Origin of the sequence: Streptomyces lacaronensis (assembly GCF_047337785.1) — a bacterium.
Taxonomy (GTDB): domain Bacteria; phylum Actinomycetota; class Actinomycetes; order Streptomycetales; family Streptomycetaceae; genus Streptomyces; species Streptomyces lycopersici.
The window spans coordinates 2,930,935-2,948,358 of the sequence record NZ_JBLHDK010000003.1 but is presented as its reverse complement, the minus strand read 5'-3'; the positions used below and the strand labels follow the sequence as shown (position 1 = coordinate 2,948,358).

The following is a 17,424-nucleotide window of genomic DNA, read 5'->3' as shown; positions in this document are numbered from 1 at the left end:
GAGCACAATGAAGCTCGGAGCGGTCGTCCTGACGATGGGCAATCGCCCCGAGGAACTGCGCGCACTCCTCGACTCGGTCGCCAAGCAGGACGGCGACCAGGTCGAGGTGGTCGTCGTGGGCAACGGCTCGCCGCTGCCCACGCTCCCGGAGGGCGTCCGGACCATCGAGCTGCCCGAGAACGTGGGCATTCCGGCGGGCCGTAACGTGGGTATCGAGGCGTTCGGACCCGGCGGGTCGGACGTCGATGTGCTGCTGTTCCTCGACGACGACGGGCTGCTCCCGGGCACCGACACCGCCGAGCTGTGCCGCCAGGCGTTCGCCGCCGACCCGAAGCTGGGCATCATCTCGTTCCGCATCGCCGACCCCGACACCGGTGTCACCCAGCGTCGCCATGTGCCCCGGCTGCGCGCCTCCGACCCCCTGCGGTCCTCCCGGGTGACCACCTTCCTGGGCGGTGCCAACGCGGTGCGTACCACGGTGTTCCAGCAGGTCGGAGGGTTGCCTGACGACTTCTTCTACGCCCATGAGGAGACCGATCTGGCCTGGCGGGCGCTGGACGCCGGATGGATGATCGATTACCGGTCGGACATGGTGCTGCACCATCCGACCACCGCCCCGAGCAGGCACGCGGTCTACCACCGCATGGTGGCGCGCAACCGGGTCTGGCTGGCCCGGCGTAACCTTCCTGCGCTGCTCGTCCCCGTCTATCTGGGCGTCTGGCTGCTGCTCACACTGGCCAGGCGTCCCTCGAAAACCGCACTTCGGGCCTGGTTCGGAGGGTTCCGTGAAGGCTGGAAGACACCGTGTGGTCCACGTCGGCCCATGAAGTGGCGTACGGTATGGCGCCTGACCCGACTGGGCCGACCTCCTGTCATCTGACAAGCTCGTAACGAAGAGCATCGGGCGCGACCCGGGGCGCGGCCCCGCTCAGCGCACCCTGAAGACGAAAGTGTCAACTGTGAGCGAGACTACGCACGACGGTGCGGTAGCCGTGAGTGGCCCGCCATCAGCCGACGACGGCCTGTCCCCGGCCGAGCTGGCGCGGAAGTACGAGCTGTCGGTGAGCGGCGCCCGGGTGGGCCTCGGCGAGTACATCCGCCAGATGTGGGGTCGGCGTCACTTCATCGTGGCCTTCTCGTCGGCCAAGCTCACCGCTCAGTACAGCCAGGCCAAGCTGGGTCAGGTGTGGCAGGTGGCGACCCCGCTGCTCAACGCGGCGGTGTACTTCTTCATCTTCGGCATGCTGCTGAAGAGCAGCCGCGGTATGGCGAACGACATGTACATTCCGTTCCTGGTGACGGGTGTGTTCGTCTTCACCTTCACCCAGGCGTCCGCCATGGCGGGCGTACGGGCGATCTCCGGGAACCTCGGTCTGGTGCGGGCCCTGCACTTCCCTCGTGCCTCGCTCCCCATCTCCTTCGCGCTGCAGCAGCTGCAGCAGCTGCTCTTCTCGATGATCGTGCTGGTCATCGTGCTGCTGGGCTTCGGCCACTTCCCGTCCTTCGCCTGGCTGCTGATCGTTCCCACGCTGGCGCTCCAGTTCGTCTTCAACACCGGGCTTTCGCTGATCATGGCCCGGCTGGGGGCCAAGACCCCGGACCTGGCTCAGCTGCTGCCCTTCATCCTCCGTACCTGGATGTACGCGTCCGGCGTGATGTTCCCGCTGGCCCGTACGCTCGAACACGCGGGGGCGAGCAAGTGGATCTCGGACGCCATGCTGGGGAACCCGGCGGCGGTCTACATGGACCTGATGCGGTACGCGCTGATCGACGACTACACCGGGGCCAACCTGCCGCCGCATGTGTGGGCGCTGGCCGTGGGCTGGGCGGTCCTCTTCGGTGCCGGGGGATTCGTGTACTTCTGGAAGGCAGAGGAGCAGTACGGCCGTGGCTGAGCAAACCCTCGACAAAGGTGCCCAGGCGGAGCGGGCCGACCAGTCCGCTCAGGCGGCTTCCGCGCCGACACGGGTGCCCACCGTCATCGCCGACGATGTCCACATCGTCTACCGGGTCAACGGCGGGCCCAAGGGGAAGGGCAGCGCCACCGCCGCCCTCAGCCGCCTGCTGGGCCGGAAGAACGCCCCGGGCATGCGTGAGGTGCACGCGGTGCGCGGGGTCACCTTCGTGGCGTACAAGGGTGAGTCGATCGGTCTGATCGGGTCCAATGGCTCGGGTAAGTCGACCCTGCTCAAGGCCGTCGCGGGGCTGCTGCCCACCGAGCGCGGCAAGGTCTACACCAACGGTCAGCCGTCGCTGCTGGGTGTGAACGCGGCGCTGATGAACGACCTCACCGGCGAGCGGAACGTGATCCTCGGCGGTCTGGCCATGGGTATGACGCGTGAACAGGTCCGGGAGCGCTACCAGGGCATCGTGGACTTCTCGGGCATCAATGAGAAGGGTGACTTCATCACCCTGCCGATGCGCACGTACTCCTCCGGTATGGCGGCCCGGCTGCGGTTCTCCATCGCCGCGGCCAAGGACCACGATGTGCTGATGATCGATGAGGCGCTGGCCACCGGTGACAGGAAGTTCCAGAAGCGCTCCGAGGCCCGGATCCGCGAGCTCCGCCAGGAGGCCGGCACGGTCTTCCTCGTCAGCCACAACAACAAGTCCATCCGGGACACCTGCGACCGGGTGCTGTGGCTGGAGAAGGGCGAGCTGCTGATGGACGGCCCGACCGACGAGGTCATCAAGGCGTACGAGAAGGAGACCGGCAAGTAGCCGCTCGGCGAACGTCGTCCGATAAACCATCAGGCCCCGCCGGGCAACCCGGCGGGGTTTTGTTGTCCACAAGCGGACTATGTGCCCCGGATGGGAATGGGTGTGGAACCGTGGCACGTTGGGCAGAGCGACGGGGGAATCTGCACGGGGGGCTGACGGGGTGGCCAATAGTGGTGCCGTGGGCGGAAGCAGCCATGCCGAGAGGGTGTTCCGCGTGCAGCGGGCCTTCACCCAGCTCGGCGGACGGGCCCATGGGCCCGGGGCGCTGGCCAGAGCGGCGGATCTCGACGACTCGACCGTCTACCGGATCCTCCAGTCCGGGGTGCACCAGGGCATCTTCGTCCGCGAGGGCCGGGGGCTGTACCGGCTGGGCTCGGCGGCCCCGCAGCTCGGTCTCAAGGCCTTGGCGCACTCGCCCGCGCCGGAGGCCGCCCACGCCCTCCTGGAGGCGCTGCGCCGGGCCACCGGGGGGCTGGCCTTCCTCTATCTGCTGGCGCCCTTCGGCGGCGCGCACCGGCAGTGCGCCGATATGGCCGTCGGCGACTCCGATCTGACGGAGCTGGGGATGACACCGCGCGCGGTGCAGACCGTCGAGCACTCGCTGCGGGTGGGGGCCGCGGGGCGGGCCATCCTGGCGTATCTGCCGGAGACCATCCAGTCGGAGGTGCTGGACCGGCCGGTGCCCGCCGAGGCCGGTCCCGGCGCCTACCAGGACGATATGCGGCTCCTGGCCTCGCTGGACCGGATCAGGGCGCGGGGGTACGCCCTGGGCCACGAGGAGTGCGCGGCGGGGTGGAACGAGTGCGCGGCGCCGGTCACCTGGGACGGACTGGTGATGGGCTCGGTGCTGGTGATGAAGCCCAAACAGATCATGACGCGGTGTCCGGTGACCGTCATCGAGGCGGTGGAGCGGACGGCGGCGGGCCTGGCCGACCTGGGGCGGGGCCGTCCCTCCGGTTCGGATGGCAACGATACGAGAATGAAGTAAATTTACGGTAACAGGAGTAAACGTGAAGCGCATTCTCCGTGCTTCACCAGCCCTTTCTCGCGAGGCGAGAAAGGGTCGGAAATCCTTGACTCGTACGGGCGTGCGGCCGCAATAATCAAGAGGGCAATCAAGTCTGATTCTTGCATGATCGGCGGCTCGAAGAGCCGCCTAACTAGGGGGAAATGTAACCGTGTCCGACAGGGGTGGTCTCGCCGTCGTGCCCGATATTCCCGTGCCCAACTGGGCGCGGGAGCTGGAACGTGTGCCGTTGTTATCAGCCAGGGAGCGCCAGACATTTGCGCTGCTCGGCGCGGGCTGGTCCAACCGCCGTATCGCGCTGCGGCTGCAAGTGACCGAGCGCACGGTGAAGGCACATGTGGCGTCAATACTCGCGAAACTGCAGGTGGAATCGCGGCTACAGGCCGGTCTCGTCGCGCTGAGCTACCGCCACCTGTACCAAAGTACAGTTCCGGGGAGAGTCGTGGCCGGTTAGCGTTGCCCCGTCTGCCCGTTTATCCGTCGGCCGGATAACGACGTGAACCAACCTGTCGCACAGCAATCGCGCCATCATAGGAAAGGTATTCATGACTGACCGTTCCGGCCCGAGCGGAATGAACCCCGTGTGGACGCTGGTGGTGTCCGGACTCACCGTCTTCATGGCCGCCTTGGACAACCTCGTCGTCATCACCGCGCTGCCCGCCATTCAGAAGGACCTGGGCACCAGCCTCCAGGACCTGGAGTGGACGGTGAACGGCTACACCCTCACCTTCTCGGTCTTCCTGATGGCCGGTGCGGCCGCCGGTGACCGGTTCGGCCGCCGCCGGGTGTTCCTGGCCGGCCTGGTCGTCTTCACCGGGGCCTCCGCCGCCGCGGCGCTGTCCGGCAGCGCGGACGCCCTGATCGCCGCCCGTGCCGTACAGGGCCTCGGGGCGGCCGTGGTGATGCCGCTGACGCTCACCCTGCTGACCGTGGCCGTCCCCGAGCGCCGGCGCGGTGTCGCGCTGGGCGTCTGGGGCGCCCTCAGCGGGCTCGCGGTCGCGCTCGGCCCGCTGATCGGCGGGGCCGTGGTGGAGAAGATCTCCTGGGAGTGGATCTTCTGGGTCAATGTGCCGATCGGCGTGGTGGTGCTGGTGCTCGGCCTGTGGAAGCTGGCCGAGTCCACCCGCCCGGACACCTCGCTGGACCCGGTGGGCACCGTCCTGGTCAGCCTCGGGGTGTTCGGTGTGGTCTACGCGCTGGTGTCCACCACCGAACACGGCTGGACCAGCGGCCGGGTGCTCGGCTTCCTGGCCGGCGGCCTGGTGGTGCTCGCGCTCTTCGTCGGCTGGGAGCTGCGCACGGCCGAACCGATGCTGCCGATGCGGCTGTTCGGCAACCGCGCGTTCAGTGCGGTCAACGCGGCCAGCCTGCTGATGTTCGCGGCCATGTTCGGACTGGTCTTCCTGCTCACCCAGTTCATGCAGAACATCCAGGGCTTCTCGCCGCTGGAGGCCGGCGTGAAGATGCTGCCGTGGACGGCGATGCCGGTCGTCGTCGCCCCGCTGGCGGCGCTGCTGACCGCCCGGCTCGGCAACCGTCTGGTGGTCGCCGCGGGCCTGCTGTTCGAGGCCGCGGGTCTTGGCTGGCTGGCGTCCGTGGTGAGCGCGGACACCGCGTACGCCGACCAGGTGCCCGGTCTGGTGCTCGGCGGAATCGGCCTGGGGCTGTTCTTCTCGCCCGTCGCGGAAATGGCGATGAACGTCGTCGCGCCCCGCGACCAGGGAATCGCCTCGGGCGCCAACAACACCTTCCGGGAGCTCGGCGGGGCACTCGGCGTCGCGGTGCTCACCTCTGTATTCACCACGCTGGGCGGATACGGCTCGCCCCAGGAATTCGTGGACGGGCTGCGGCCCGCCGCCTGGATCGGCGCCGGAATAGCCGCCGCCGGCTGTCTCGCCATTCTCATGGCACCGCGCGGCCGCACCGCGCCGGCCGAAACGAAGGTGATTTCTTCGGGGGCCGTCGAGGATTCATACGAGGGAAACCTTCCGAGCCGGTCGCGCAACTAATTTGGACAGAGCGAAGTCAGAGCGAACGAGATGATCCACCGGTCCCCGGTCCCCGGGTGACCGTTGGGTATGGGGGACGCTATGTACGACGTCATTGTGGTAGGAGCGCGCATCAGTGGGTCATCGACCGCGATGCTCCTGGCGAGAGCGGGGTACCGGGTCCTTCTCCTCGACCGGGCGAAATTCCCCGGCGGTAAGGGGGCCGCCACCAATCTGGTCCACCCTCCGGGAATTCTCCGGCTGAAGCGCTGGGGGCTGTTGGACGAGGTGGCGGCCACCGGCTGCCCGCCCATTCACTCCTACGGTCTGCAGAGCGGCCCGGTTCAGCTGATGGCCAAGCTGCCCGCCGTCGAGGGCGTGGCCGAGGCGTACTCCCCGGAGCGCCGCAAGCTGGACGAGATCCTGCTGGAGGCCGCCGTCAAGGCAGGGGCGGAGCTGCGGGAACAGGTCGCGCTGCGGGAGCTGCTGACGGACGCCCAGGGCACCGTCATCGGCGTCCGGGCCGAGACCGAGGACCGCACCCCCATCGTCGAGCACGCCCGGCTGGTCGTGGGCGCCGACGGCTCGAACTCCACCGTCGCCCGGCTGGTGGGGGCCGAGAAGTACGACTCCCACCCGGTGCTCAACAAGAGCCACTGGTCGTACTGGGCCGATCTGCCCCACGACGGCAAGGTGCGCACCTACCGCCACCGCCATCAGCACGCCTTCACCTGGCCCACCCACGACGGCCTGACCATCGTCGGACTCGCCCTGCCGGTCAAGGACTTCAAGGCTTCCGCCGACGGGGAGCGCGACGCCACGGTCGTCTCCGCCTTCGAGGAGGTCGACCCGGAGTTCGCGGAGCGGCTGCGGGAGACCCGGCGCGTCGACAAGTGGATGACCGGCGCGGTCCCCAACTTCCTGCGCCACTGTCACGGCCCCGGCTGGGCCCTGGTCGGCGACGCGGGCTACACCCGCGACCCCATCACCGCCGCCGGTATCACCGACTCGCTGCGCGGTGCCGAACTGCTGGTGGAGGCCGTGGAACCGGCCCTGGCCGGGGGCCGCGACCTCGCCCCCGCCCTCTCCGACTACGCCCGGCGCCGCGACGCCCTGGTGAGCGGCCACTTCCAGTACACCCGCGACCACGCCGCGATCGCCGACTACAACCGCGAGGAGCTGGAGTTCATCCGGGCGATGGCACGCAGCCCGCACCACGGCAGCGGCATGGTCGGGATGTTCGCCACCATCGTCCCGCCCGCCGAGTTCTACTCCCCGGCCAATATCCACGCCCTCTTCGACCACATCCCGCCGGGCTCCGAGCCGGGCTGGAAGATCCGGATGGTGCGCTGGCTCGTCCGCGGCGCCCCCCGGCATCTGCCCCCGGCGACCCGGCTCGCCGACCGGCTGATCGCCGCCAACCTCGGGAGCATGGGCACCTTCCTGCTCGACTCCCCGGTCGCCCGCGTGGCCTAGCCGGGCTCCCCGCGGCACGCCCCCGGGTACGCCCCCCGGGCACGGCCGCGACCTCACAACAACGGCCTTCGGCCGCCCACAGCGCCGCGCCACCCGCGCGGGTGGCGCACCTCACCCACCGTCACCACCACAGCCATGGAGGCATCGGCATGTCCAGCAATCCGTCCCCCGGCGTCACGACGGCGTTCCTCTTCCCCGGACAAGGCGGTTTCGACGGCGAGGCGCTCCGCCGTGCCAAGGAGCGCCATCCCCAGATCGGCCGGGTCTTCGAGCGGCTCGACACCGTGACCGAGGAGCTCTACGGCAGCCGCGTCTCCGAGGTGCTCTTCGGCGAGCGCGAGGCCGATCTGCGCGATCTGCTCGACAACGACCCGTGGGCCTCCCAGGTCGCCATCTACGGGGCCGGTCTGGCGGCCTACGAGATCCTCGCCGCCCAGGGCGTCGCCCCCGACGTCCTGGCGGGGCACAGCCTCGGCGAGATCACCGCCCTGGTGGCGGCCGGGGCCTTCTCGGTCGAGGACGGGGTCCGGATCGTCGCCCAGCGCGTCGCCGTGATCGAGCGGCAGGGCGGGGTCGACGGCCGCATGGTGGCCCTGGCCGCGAGCGCCGAGCGCACCCGCAAGCTGCTGGAGCTGGTGGACGAGCCGCTGCTGGCCGTCGCCACCGAGAACCACGACGAGCAGACCGTGGTCAGCGGCCCCGCCGGAATCCTGGACCGGGTCGTGGCGATCGCCGGGCAGCTGGACGTGGGCGCCATCGAGATCGACACCCCCTTCCCCTTCCACACCCCGGCGCTCGCCCCCGCCGCCCCCGAGTTCGCCGCGTACGTGACGAAGCTGGATCAGCGTCCGCTGAACCGCCCGGTCTACTCGCCGATCCTGCAGCGCTACTACGAGCCGGGCGACGCCCTCGCCGAGCTGCTGGCCGAGCACTTCACCCGGCCGGTGCGGTTCGCCGCGGCCGTACGGCACCTGCGGGAGACCGGCGCCGAGGTGTTCGTGGAGGCGGGCGGGCGCGCCGCGCTCTCCAAGCTGGTCGCCAAGGTGACCGACGGCTCCGCGGTGCGGTCGCTGCCCACGCTGGCCGTGACCGGCGGCCGGCTCGCGCTCGACGGAACCCTCGACGCGCTGCGCGAGGCCGGTCTGGCGTCGCCCGAGCGCGGCGGGCTCGCCGAGCTGCTGGCCCCCTCGGTGCCCGCGGACGTCTTCGCGGCGTACTGGAGCGAGCGCGGCCACATGGTGCTGGAGCTGGTCCGCACCGAACTGGACGCCTTCCGCAAGTCCACCGAGGGCGGCGGCGCCGAGCCCGAGCCCCGGCCCGCGGCCGCCGTCGAGCCGGAGTCCGCCGCCGAGGCCGCTCCCGCGCCGGAGGCCCCGGAAGCCCCCGCGTCCGGTTCGCGGCCCGAGGGGTACGGCCGCGATCAGCTCTTCGGGGAGCTGCGGACCCTCTACGCCGAGGCGCTCGAATACCCCGAGGACGTCTTCGAGGACGAGGTGCAGCTGGAGGCCGAGCTGGGCGTCGACTCCGTCAAGCAGGTCGAACTCCTGTCCAGGGTCTCCAGCCGCTACGGGCTGCCGCCGCGCGAGTCCGGCTTCCGGCTGGCCACCTACAACACCATGGGCAAGATCACCGATTTTGTGCTCCAGCAGCTCAACGACCACGGGGCCCACACACCGGCCTCCGCCACGGGCTGAAGCGCCCACCCCTCGTCGCAGCAGTCGCAGAAGGAGTCAGTCGTTCCCATGAAAGACCTCACGGGGAAGGTGGCCCTGGTCACCGGGGGTTCCAAGGGCGTGGGCAAGGCGATCGCGCGGACCCTCGCGGCCCGCGGCGCCGATGTCGTCCTCAACTACTTCCACTCGCACGACCAGGCCAAGCGCACCAGGGACGAACTGGTGGCAAGCGGCGCCCGGGTCGAGCTCGCCCGGGCCTCGGTGGCCCGGCAGGAGCAGGTCGACCGGATGTTCGCCGAGATCGAGGAGCGCCACGGGCGGCTGGACATCCTGGTCAACAGCGCCGCCAACGGGGCCCTGCTGCCCCTGGCCGAGGTGACCGACGAGGACATCGCCAAGGCCATCGACACCAACTACAAGGGCGGACTGCGCTGCGCCCGCGCCGCGGCCCCGCTGATGGCGCGGGGCGGCGGCGGGTCGATCGTCACCGTCTCGGCGCTCGGCGGCTCGCAGATGGTGATGGCCAACTACTCGGCCTGCGCCCCCGCCAAGGCCGCCGCCGAGGCGGCCACCCGCTATCTCGCCGTGGAGTACGCCCCGCTGGGCATCCGGGTGAACACCGCCTCGGCCGCCATGCTGGAGAGCGAGGTCGCGGACAAGTTCCCGCGGGCCCGGGAGATGCAGGAGGTGATCGCCAGGGCGACCCCCTTCGGACGGCTGGGCACCCCGGAGGAGTTCGCCGACGTCGTCGCCTTCCTGGCCTCCGACGCCTCGCGGTGGATCACCGGGCAGGTGGTGCTGGCCGACGGGGGACTGACGCTGGGCGCCGCCCTCATGTCGCCGCCCGCCGCGGCCCCCGTACGGGAGGAGGCCGCGCCGGAGCCGGAGCCCGTCGTGACGCCGGAGCCCGTCGTGGCGGCCGAGCCCGAGCCCGTCGTGACGCCCGAGCCCGTCGTGGCGGCCGAGCCCGAGCCCGTCGTGACGCCCGAGCCCGTCCTGACGGCCGGGCCTGAGCCCGTCGTGGCCGCTGAGCCCGTGCCCCCCGACGTCCCCGATGACGCGATCGCCGTCGTCGGGATGGGTCTGGCGGTCGCCGGGGCGAACAGCCCCGAGGAGTTCTGGAAGCTCCGTACGACCGGTGACGAGCTGTTCGTCAAGATCCCCCGGGACCGCTGGCGGCACGAGAACTTCCACGCCGTCGACACCGCCGCCGAGGACAAGGCGTACGCCGACCGCTGCGTCTTCATCACGGACTTCCAGGCCGCCCCCGGCTCCGTCGACAGCATGGCCGAGGGCGCGGACGACCACGAGCTGACCACCATGTGGCTGCGCCACAGCCTGGTCCAGGCCCTGGACGGAGTGCGCCACCAGGACTCCGACCGCTGCTCCTTCGTCGTGGGCTACACCCCCGACGGCAGCCAGCACCTGGAAGAGGCCGGGGTGCTGGACAGCGTCACCCGGATGACGCACGACATCCTCGGGGACCTGCCGCTGGACGACGGCGAGCGCACCACCCTCGGCGGCGACATCGAGGCGGCCCTGAACCGCCGCTACTGGCGCGCCGGACAGGACCGCTCGCGCTTCCTGCCGCACCGCGTCGGAGAGCTGGCGATGCGCGGTCTGCTGCCGCCCTCCACCGAGCTGCACATGGTGGACACCGCCTGCTCCTCGTCGCTGTACGCGATCGACATCGCGGCCAAGGGCCTGCTGATGGGCAAGCAGGACATCGCCGTCTGCGGCGGCGCCTTCGCGCTCGCCCCGCGCGGCACCGTGCTCTTCTCCAAGCTCCAGGGGCTCTCCAAGCGCGGTGAGGTGCACGCGCTGGACGAGGACGCCGATGGCGTGATCTTCGCCGACGGCGCCGCGCTGGTCGTCCTCAAGCGGCTGAGCCGGGCGCGGGCCGACGGCGACGAGGTGCTCGGGGTGCTCCGCGCGTTCGGCTCGTCCTCGGACGGCAAGGGCAAGGCCGTCTACGCCCCGAACGCCGCCGGTCAGAGCCTCGCGGTGCGGCGCGCCCTGGAGGCGGGCGAGGTCGAGGGCACCGAGGTGAGCTGGGTCAACGCCCACGCCACCGGCACCCCGGCCGGTGACCTCGCCGAGTTCACCACGCTGCGGGAGTACTACGGCACCGCCGGGCCGGCCGCGGTCACCTCCAACAAGTCCCTGATCGGCCACACCGGCTGGGCGGCGGGCGTGGTCTCGCTCATCGAGAACCTGCTGGGCCTGGCCGAGCACACCATCCCCGGCCAGTTCCGCTTCTCCAGGCCCCGCGAGGACTTCCGGCTCGCCGAGACCGGACTGGAGATCACCCCCGAGCACAAGAGCTGGCCGGAGCAGTCCGACAGCCCCCGGCTGGCCGCGGTGTCGGGCTTCGGCTTCGGCGGCACCAACGCCCATCTGATCGTCTCCGAGCACCGGGCGCGCCCCGCCGCCGGAGCCGCCACCGCCACCGACCGGGCCCCCGCGACCGTCACCAAGGTCCCGGACACCGGCAGCCGGGTGGCGATCGTCGGCTGGTCGGCCCATCTGCCGGGGCTGGCGGGCCGCGAGGAGGTCACCCGCTGGCTGGGCGGCGGTCCGCGCCCCCGCGACAGCTTCGGCGACGAGTACCCGGCGCCGCCGTTCAGCAAGGTCCGGCTGCCGCCCAAGACCATCCGCGCCCTGGACCGCTGCCAGCTGATGATCGTGGAGTGCGCCCATCAACTGCGCGACCAGATGCCGGACTTCTGGCAGGAGCGGGCGCTCAAGACCGGGGTGTTCGTCGGCCATATGGGCCCGACCCGCGCCGCGATGCTCTACGCCAACCGCTGCTACCTCGACGACATCGCCGAGGCGCTGGGCGAACTGCGCTCCGACGCCCTGCCCGGTGTCCTGGAGCGGCTCGGCGAGCGGGTACGCGGCATGATCCCGGCCTCCAACGAGGACTCCTTCCCCGGCCAGATGCCCAACATCATCTCGGCCCGGGTGGCGAACTACTTCGACCTCAACGGCCCGAACATGACGATGGACTCCGGCTTCGCCTCCGCCGTCTCCTCCATCACCTCCGCGGGCCGCTATCTGCGCACCGGTGAGCTGGACTTCGCGCTCGCGGGCGGGATCAACGGCAACAGCCTCCCCGAATACCGGACACTGATCGGCGAGCTGCTGCCGCCCGAGGCCAGGGAACTCGCCGAGGGGGCCTTCCTGTTCGCGCTCACCACCGAGGAGCGGGCCCGCGCCGCCGGGCTCGAGGTGCTCGCGTACGTGGACGAGCCGCTCGGCGCCGTCGAGGCGGGGCGCGGGGGAGAGACCGCGGACGAGATCCTGCTGTGCGGTGCGCCCGCGCCCGAGCACGCCCGCTATCTGGGCGCGGCCGGTGGTCTCGCCGTCCTCAGGGCGCTGCACCGGCCCTCGGGAACCGTGGAGATCGCCACCGACGAGAGCGAGGGCGCCGCCGGGGCCCGGCTCCGGCTGACCATCCCCGGTGACGGCCCCGAGTCCCACGGCCCGGAGTCCGAGGGGCCGGAGGCGGTCCCGGCCGCGCTGCCCGCCGCGTTCGCCACCGGCGGACGGCTGGCGGACGGCACCCCGGTACGGGTCCGCCGCCAGGTTCCCGTCCTGACCGAGCTGCCCGCGCGCACCGTGCGCGAGCGCGTCCCGTTCCTGCCCGCCGGGGCGGTGGTGCTCACCGACGCCCCCGAGCCGCTCGCCGCCGCCGCGCCGCCGGACGCGGACCTCACCGTCCTGTCCACGGCGCCGCTCGCGGCCCCGCGCCCGGGCTGGCACCACCTGCCCGAGGTCACCGAGGAGTCGGTCCGCCGGGCCCTGGCGGGCGCGGGCCCCGGGGTCACCCACCTCAGGGTGGTGGGTGACCTCGGCCGGGCGGCCACGGACGGCCCCGCGCCCGCCCTCACCGCCCTGCACGACGCCGCCTATCTGACCCTCCAGCACCTCTACGACGACCTGGGCGACCCCGGCTCCTCGGCCGTGGCGCTGCTGCTGGGCGCCGCGCCGGGCGGCATCCCGCATCCGTACACCGGGCTCTTCACCGGGCTGTGGAAGACCGCGGCCCTGGAGCGTGACGCCTGCCTCGCCTTCACACTGTGCACCTCGGCCACCGACCTCACCGGGGCGATGGCCCGCGCCGAGGAGGAGAGCGCGGCCGAGCGGGTCTTCCCGGCGGTGTTCGACCTCGACGGCGTACGCAAGGCGTATCTGCTCTCCGACGAGCCGAACGACCTGGGGGCGGGGGCGCCGGCCGTCCTCGGCCCGGACTCGGTCGTGGTGGTCGCCGGGGGCGCCCGGGGCATCACCGCCGAGGTGGTCAAGGCGGTGGCCGAACACTTCCGGTCCCGGATCTACGTGCTGGGCAGCAACTCCCTCGACGACTACCCGCCGGAGACGTACCAGGGCACCGACGAGGAGTTCGCCGCCCGCCGCGCCGGCTACATCAAGACGGAGATCGCCCGGCGCGACGGCCGCACCGTGGCCGACATCAACCGCGCCTTCGACCGCATGGTCAACGCCCGCTGGGCGAAGCGGAACCTGGACGAGATGGCCGCCCACAGCGGCGCCGGACGGGTCACCTACCTCGCCTGCGACATGCGCGACGGAGCGGCGGTGGACCGGGCGATCGGCCGGGTGCTGGACGAGCGGGGGCGGATCGACCTGCTGGTCAACGCCGCCGGATTGCAGCGCTCCGGGCTGATCAAGGACAAGAGCTTCGCCGAGTTCACCTCCATCCGCGATCTGAAGCTGGACTCCTACCTCCACCTCAGGCACGCTCTGCGCACCGCGCCGCCCCGGCTGTGGTGCAACTTCGGCTCGCTGCTCGGCTACTTCGGGCAGCTGGGGGAGGCCGACTACGCCGCGGCCAACGATTTCCTGGCCGCCGCCGCGACCCACACCCGCGCCACCGATTCGCCGACGGACGAGTTCACCATCGGCTGGACGCTGTGGGAAGGCGTCGGCATGGGCGCCAACGAGCTGACCAAGGCGTACTACGAGCGCGCGGGCTCGTACAGCAACATGGCCATCACCGAGGGCATCCACCACTTCGTCCAGGAGCTCCACGCGCCCGTGCGGCGCCCCTCCGTGGTCCACCTCGGCGACGCCGAACGCGCCACGGTGGAGCGCTTCTACCCCGGCTACCTGGGGACCACGGGCGAGGCGGAGCGGCCGGTCACCGGCGAGGCGGAGCGGCCCGGGTTCTTCCTGCGCCGACTGGTGGAGTCCGACGAGCGGTCCGTGGTCTACGAATGCCCCTTCGACCTGGACACCGACGGCTATCTCGAACACCACACGGTGCGCGGCGAGGCCACCCTGCCCGGCACCTTCGTCACCGAGCTGGCCGCCGAGGCCGCCCGGGCCCTGGTCCCCGGCAAGCGGGTGATCGCCTTCGAGGATCTGCGCTTCGAACACTTCCTGCGGGTCTACCGCGACATCCCGGCCGGTCCCAGGCGCGTCCGCGCCGAACTGGTGGACGGCCCCGGGGAGGTGACCGTCGTCCAGGTGCGGATCACCGAGGACGTGGTCGCTCCCAGCGGAGTGGTCCTGGTGAAGGACCGGGTGCACTTCCTGGCCCGGGTACTGCTCGACACCGAGCCGCCCACCGCGCCGCGCTGGGAGGAGTGGCCGGCGGGGGAGGAGACCCCGGTCCCCGACCCGTACCACCAGCCCGGCTCCCCGGTGCGGCTGACCGGCCCCTTCGTCTCCACCACCGACACCCGGATCCACCCCCGGGGCAAGCGCGCCCGCTACGCGCCCGACGTCCCGGCCGGTGATCCGGTGTGGTCCCGCTTCACCGTGCCGAGCATCCTGCTCGACGGGCTGGCCCGGGTGGGGGTGCTGGATCTGGTCGACGGGCATCTGGTGCCGGTGGCCGCACCGCTGTCGATCCGCCGGATCGATCTGTACGAGGAGATCAGCGACCACGACCTGGCCGCGTCCGGAGAGGACATCGACCTCTTCGTGACCCCGCCCGGCTTCGATCTGACGGCCGACACCATCAGCAACCGCTTCGTGGCGGTGCGGCCCGACGGCCGGATGCTGCTCCAGATGAAGGACATGCGGGCCACCCTCATCGGCTACATCGACGCCGAGACCGGCGAGGCCGTCCCGCTGGAGCAGGCACCGGCGGGGGAGGACCGGACATGACCGTGACTCGGCCCGACATGACCGTGGCTCAGGAGGACGCGCCGGTCCAGCCGGTGGCCCGGATGGTGTGGCGCCTCACCGAGCTGCCCCGCCCCGCCGGGCCGCACCCCCGGCTCGCCGGGCTGCGGGTGCTGCTGATCGGCGGCGAGGAGGACATCGCCGCCGGTGTGGAGCGCGAACTGAAGGAGCACGGCGCGCTGGTGCGCCGGGGGCCGGACGGCCCCGGCCCCGTGGACGCCATCGTCGACCTCACCGTGGGCCGGGCGTACGACCCAGACCGGGCCGCCTCCGCCGGGGCCTGGCGGCGGGCGCTGACCGAGACCGTGACCGCGCTGCGCGGCACATACGACGACTGGGCGGCCGAGACCGCCGCGGACCGGCTGTGCTATCTCGCCGTCAGCTACCTCGGCGGCGGGATGGGCCAGCATCCGCGGGACGGTCTTGAGCAGCCGCTCGGCGGCATCTGGGCGGGGCTCGCCAAGACCCTCCACCGGGAGTTCCCCAACGTGGCCGCCCGCGTCGTCGACATCGACCTGGCCGCCTCCGCCGAACTGCCCGGCATCGTCGCCGCCGAACTCGGCCGCACCGGTGAGATCGAGGTCGGCTACCGCGACGGCCGCCGGTACACCCTCACCCCCGAGGACCGGCCCGTGGCCGCGCCCGCCCTCACCCTCGGCCCCGAGGACACCGTGCTGATCTCGGGCGGCGGCCGGGGCATCGGCTGGGAGCTGGCCAGGTCGCTGGCCGCCCGGCACGGCGCACGGGTCGTGGTGACCGGCCGGGAGCCGTTCCCCAGCGGGGACGAGCCCTGGTTCGGCGTGGACGAGGCCGGGTGGAAGGCGTACGAGAAGCAGGTCTGGGCGGGCCGTACCAAGGGCGAGTCGCCCGCCGTGGTCCGCGGCCGGCTGGCCCGCACCCGACGGCTGTGGGAGCTGGCCACCCATCTGACCTCCGCCCGGCGCGAGGGGCTGCGCATCGAGTACGCGCGCTGCGACTTCACCGACCGTGCCCAGGTGCGCGAGCTCATCCGGCGCGAGGACGCGCTGGAGGGCGGCCGGCTCGCCGGGGTGGTGCACAACGCCGGGGTGGACACCTCCGCCCGGCTGCCGAAGAAGACCGACGAGGAGATCCTGCGCACCGTCGAGGTAAAGATCGAGGGCTTCCTCAACGTCTTCGAGGAGGTGCGGAGGCGCGACCTGAAGTTCTTCTGCAGCGTCGGCTCCCTCACCGGACGGCTCGGCGGCATGGTCGGCCAGCTCGAATACGCGGCGGCCAACGACGGTCTCGCACGGCTGGGCCAGTGGGCCGCCCGCCGGGCCGCGTTCCCCGTGATGACCCTCGCCTGGCCCACCTGGGACCGCATCGGGCTGATCGCCAACTTCGCCGCCACCCTGCGCTACATGGCCGCGATCGACGTGGCGGACGGTCTTGAGCGCTGGCGGGCCGAACTGCTGGCGGGGTCCGAGGGCGAGGTCACCTTCGTCGGACCGCTGGGCAAGGCCATCGACCCGGGGCAGGCCATCGGCTACCCGGTGGTGCCCGCGCTGCCCGGCTTCGCCGCCGCCTATCCGAAGGTCTTCCACCTCGGCGAGGTGACCTCCTACCAGCCGCACGCCCAGCTGACGGCACGCGTCGTCTTCGACCCCGAACACACCCCCGCGCTCGGTGACTTCCGCATCGACGGCACCCCCGCACTGCCGCCCTCCCTCCTGCTGGAGAACGCCCTGCGGGCCGCCGAATGGATCGTCCCGGAGGACTTCCCGGCGCTGCGGGCCGGTGCGCTGGAGGAGATCGTGGTGCCGCTGGCGCTGCTGAGCCTCGACGGCCCCGCGATCCGGCTGGTCCGCGAGATCCGCGGCTTCCACGAGGGGCACGACTGGATCGTGGAGGTCCGCTACCGCCACGAGGGCGGTGGGGGCGGCCCGGAGGCGAGCCTGCGCATCGTCCACGAGACCGGCGCGCCACGGCCGCCCGCCCCGCCGCGCCCCGAGGTGCCTCAGACCACCACCCTCCGCTCCGGGCCGCCCTTCCTGCACTGGCGCGGCGCCGTGGTGCCGCTCTCCGCGTGGACGGCGGGGCCGGAGGGCCGCCTGGTGGCCGAGGTCCCGCGCTGTCTGCCGGTCGACCTGTGGGCGACGCCGTACGTGCCGGGGACGGCCCTCCCCGTCGCCGCGCTGGAGAACGTGGTGCGGCGGTGCACCACCCAGGGCGACGGGCTCTCGGTCACCGCCGACCCCCTGATCCTCGGCCGGATCGCACCGCACTCCGCCGAACGCGGACCCACCCGTGTCGAGGGCGATCCCTCGCTCGGCGTCTGGCGGATCACCGACGCAGACTCCGGGGACCCCGTGGCGACCGTCTCGGGACTCTCCGGCCCGCTGGGAAACACGACGGAATAGAAAGG

At 71.7% G+C, this 17,424-nt stretch carries 10 protein-coding genes; all 10 read left to right on the top strand.

Annotated elements, in window-relative coordinates; all coding sequences use genetic code 11:
- Window positions 1-7 precede the first annotated feature (7 nt).
- On the top strand, window positions 8-880 hold the full coding sequence (locus tag ACMTAK_RS12415) for a glycosyltransferase family 2 protein (protein WP_413812866.1): 873 nt from the start codon (window positions 8-10) through the stop codon (window positions 878-880).
- A gap of 79 nt (window positions 881-959) precedes the next feature.
- Window positions 960-1,895 (top strand): ABC transporter permease, encoded by a 936-nt coding sequence (locus ACMTAK_RS12410; RefSeq protein ID WP_413806267.1) that lies wholly within the window; start codon window positions 960-962, stop codon window positions 1,893-1,895.
- Window positions 1,888-2,721 (top strand): ABC transporter ATP-binding protein, encoded by an 834-nt coding sequence (locus tag ACMTAK_RS12405; RefSeq protein ID WP_413806266.1) that lies wholly within the window; start codon window positions 1,888-1,890, stop codon window positions 2,719-2,721. The genes ACMTAK_RS12410 and ACMTAK_RS12405 overlap by 8 nt, the downstream gene beginning before the upstream one ends.
- 178 nt (window positions 2,722-2,899) lie before the next feature.
- On the top strand, window positions 2,900-3,709 hold the full coding sequence (locus ACMTAK_RS12400; RefSeq protein WP_413806265.1) for an IclR family transcriptional regulator: 810 nt from the start codon (window positions 2,900-2,902) through the stop codon (window positions 3,707-3,709).
- A gap of 190 nt (window positions 3,710-3,899) precedes the next feature.
- On the top strand, window positions 3,900-4,202 hold the full coding sequence (locus tag ACMTAK_RS12395) for a response regulator transcription factor (RefSeq protein WP_413806264.1): 303 nt from the start codon (window positions 3,900-3,902) through the stop codon (window positions 4,200-4,202).
- 91 nt (window positions 4,203-4,293) lie between these two features.
- On the top strand, window positions 4,294-5,757 hold the full coding sequence (locus ACMTAK_RS12390) for an MFS transporter (RefSeq protein WP_413806263.1): 1,464 nt from the start codon (window positions 4,294-4,296) through the stop codon (window positions 5,755-5,757).
- 69 nt (window positions 5,758-5,826) lie between these two features.
- Window positions 5,827-7,212: an NAD(P)/FAD-dependent oxidoreductase gene (locus tag ACMTAK_RS12385; RefSeq protein ID WP_413806262.1), complete on the top strand. Its 1,386-nt coding sequence runs from the start codon at window positions 5,827-5,829 to the stop codon at window positions 7,210-7,212.
- A 149-nt stretch (window positions 7,213-7,361) separates the two neighbouring features.
- Window positions 7,362-8,906: an acyltransferase domain-containing protein gene (locus ACMTAK_RS12380; RefSeq protein ID WP_413806261.1), complete on the top strand. Its 1,545-nt coding sequence runs from the start codon at window positions 7,362-7,364 to the stop codon at window positions 8,904-8,906.
- A 48-nt stretch (window positions 8,907-8,954) separates the two neighbouring features.
- On the top strand, window positions 8,955-15,020 hold the full coding sequence (locus ACMTAK_RS12375; RefSeq protein WP_413806260.1) for an SDR family oxidoreductase: 6,066 nt from the start codon (window positions 8,955-8,957) through the stop codon (window positions 15,018-15,020).
- Window positions 15,017-17,419, top strand: coding sequence for an SDR family NAD(P)-dependent oxidoreductase (locus ACMTAK_RS12370; RefSeq protein ID WP_413806259.1), 2,403 nt, complete (start codon window positions 15,017-15,019; stop codon window positions 17,417-17,419). The genes ACMTAK_RS12375 and ACMTAK_RS12370 overlap by 4 nt, the downstream gene beginning before the upstream one ends.
- The last annotated feature ends 5 nt before the right edge of the window (window positions 17,420-17,424 follow it).

What these genes read in the sequence shown, in the direction of transcription:
- ACMTAK_RS12370 (WP_413806259.1), top strand. Translation starts at nt 15,017, where the DNA reads ATGACCGTGACTCGGCCCGACATGACCGTGGCTCAGGAGGACGCGCCG.
- ACMTAK_RS12385 (WP_413806262.1), top strand. Translation starts at nt 5,827, where the DNA reads ATGGGGGACGCTATGTACGACGTCATTGTGGTAGGAGCGCGCATCAGT.
- ACMTAK_RS12375 (WP_413806260.1), top strand. Translation starts at nt 8,955, where the DNA reads ATGAAAGACCTCACGGGGAAGGTGGCCCTGGTCACCGGGGGTTCCAAG.
- ACMTAK_RS12415 (WP_413812866.1), top strand. Translation starts at nt 8, where the DNA reads ATGAAGCTCGGAGCGGTCGTCCTGACGATGGGCAATCGCCCCGAGGAA.
- ACMTAK_RS12390 (WP_413806263.1), top strand. Translation starts at nt 4,294, where the DNA reads ATGACTGACCGTTCCGGCCCGAGCGGAATGAACCCCGTGTGGACGCTG.
- ACMTAK_RS12380 (WP_413806261.1), top strand. Translation starts at nt 7,362, where the DNA reads ATGTCCAGCAATCCGTCCCCCGGCGTCACGACGGCGTTCCTCTTCCCC.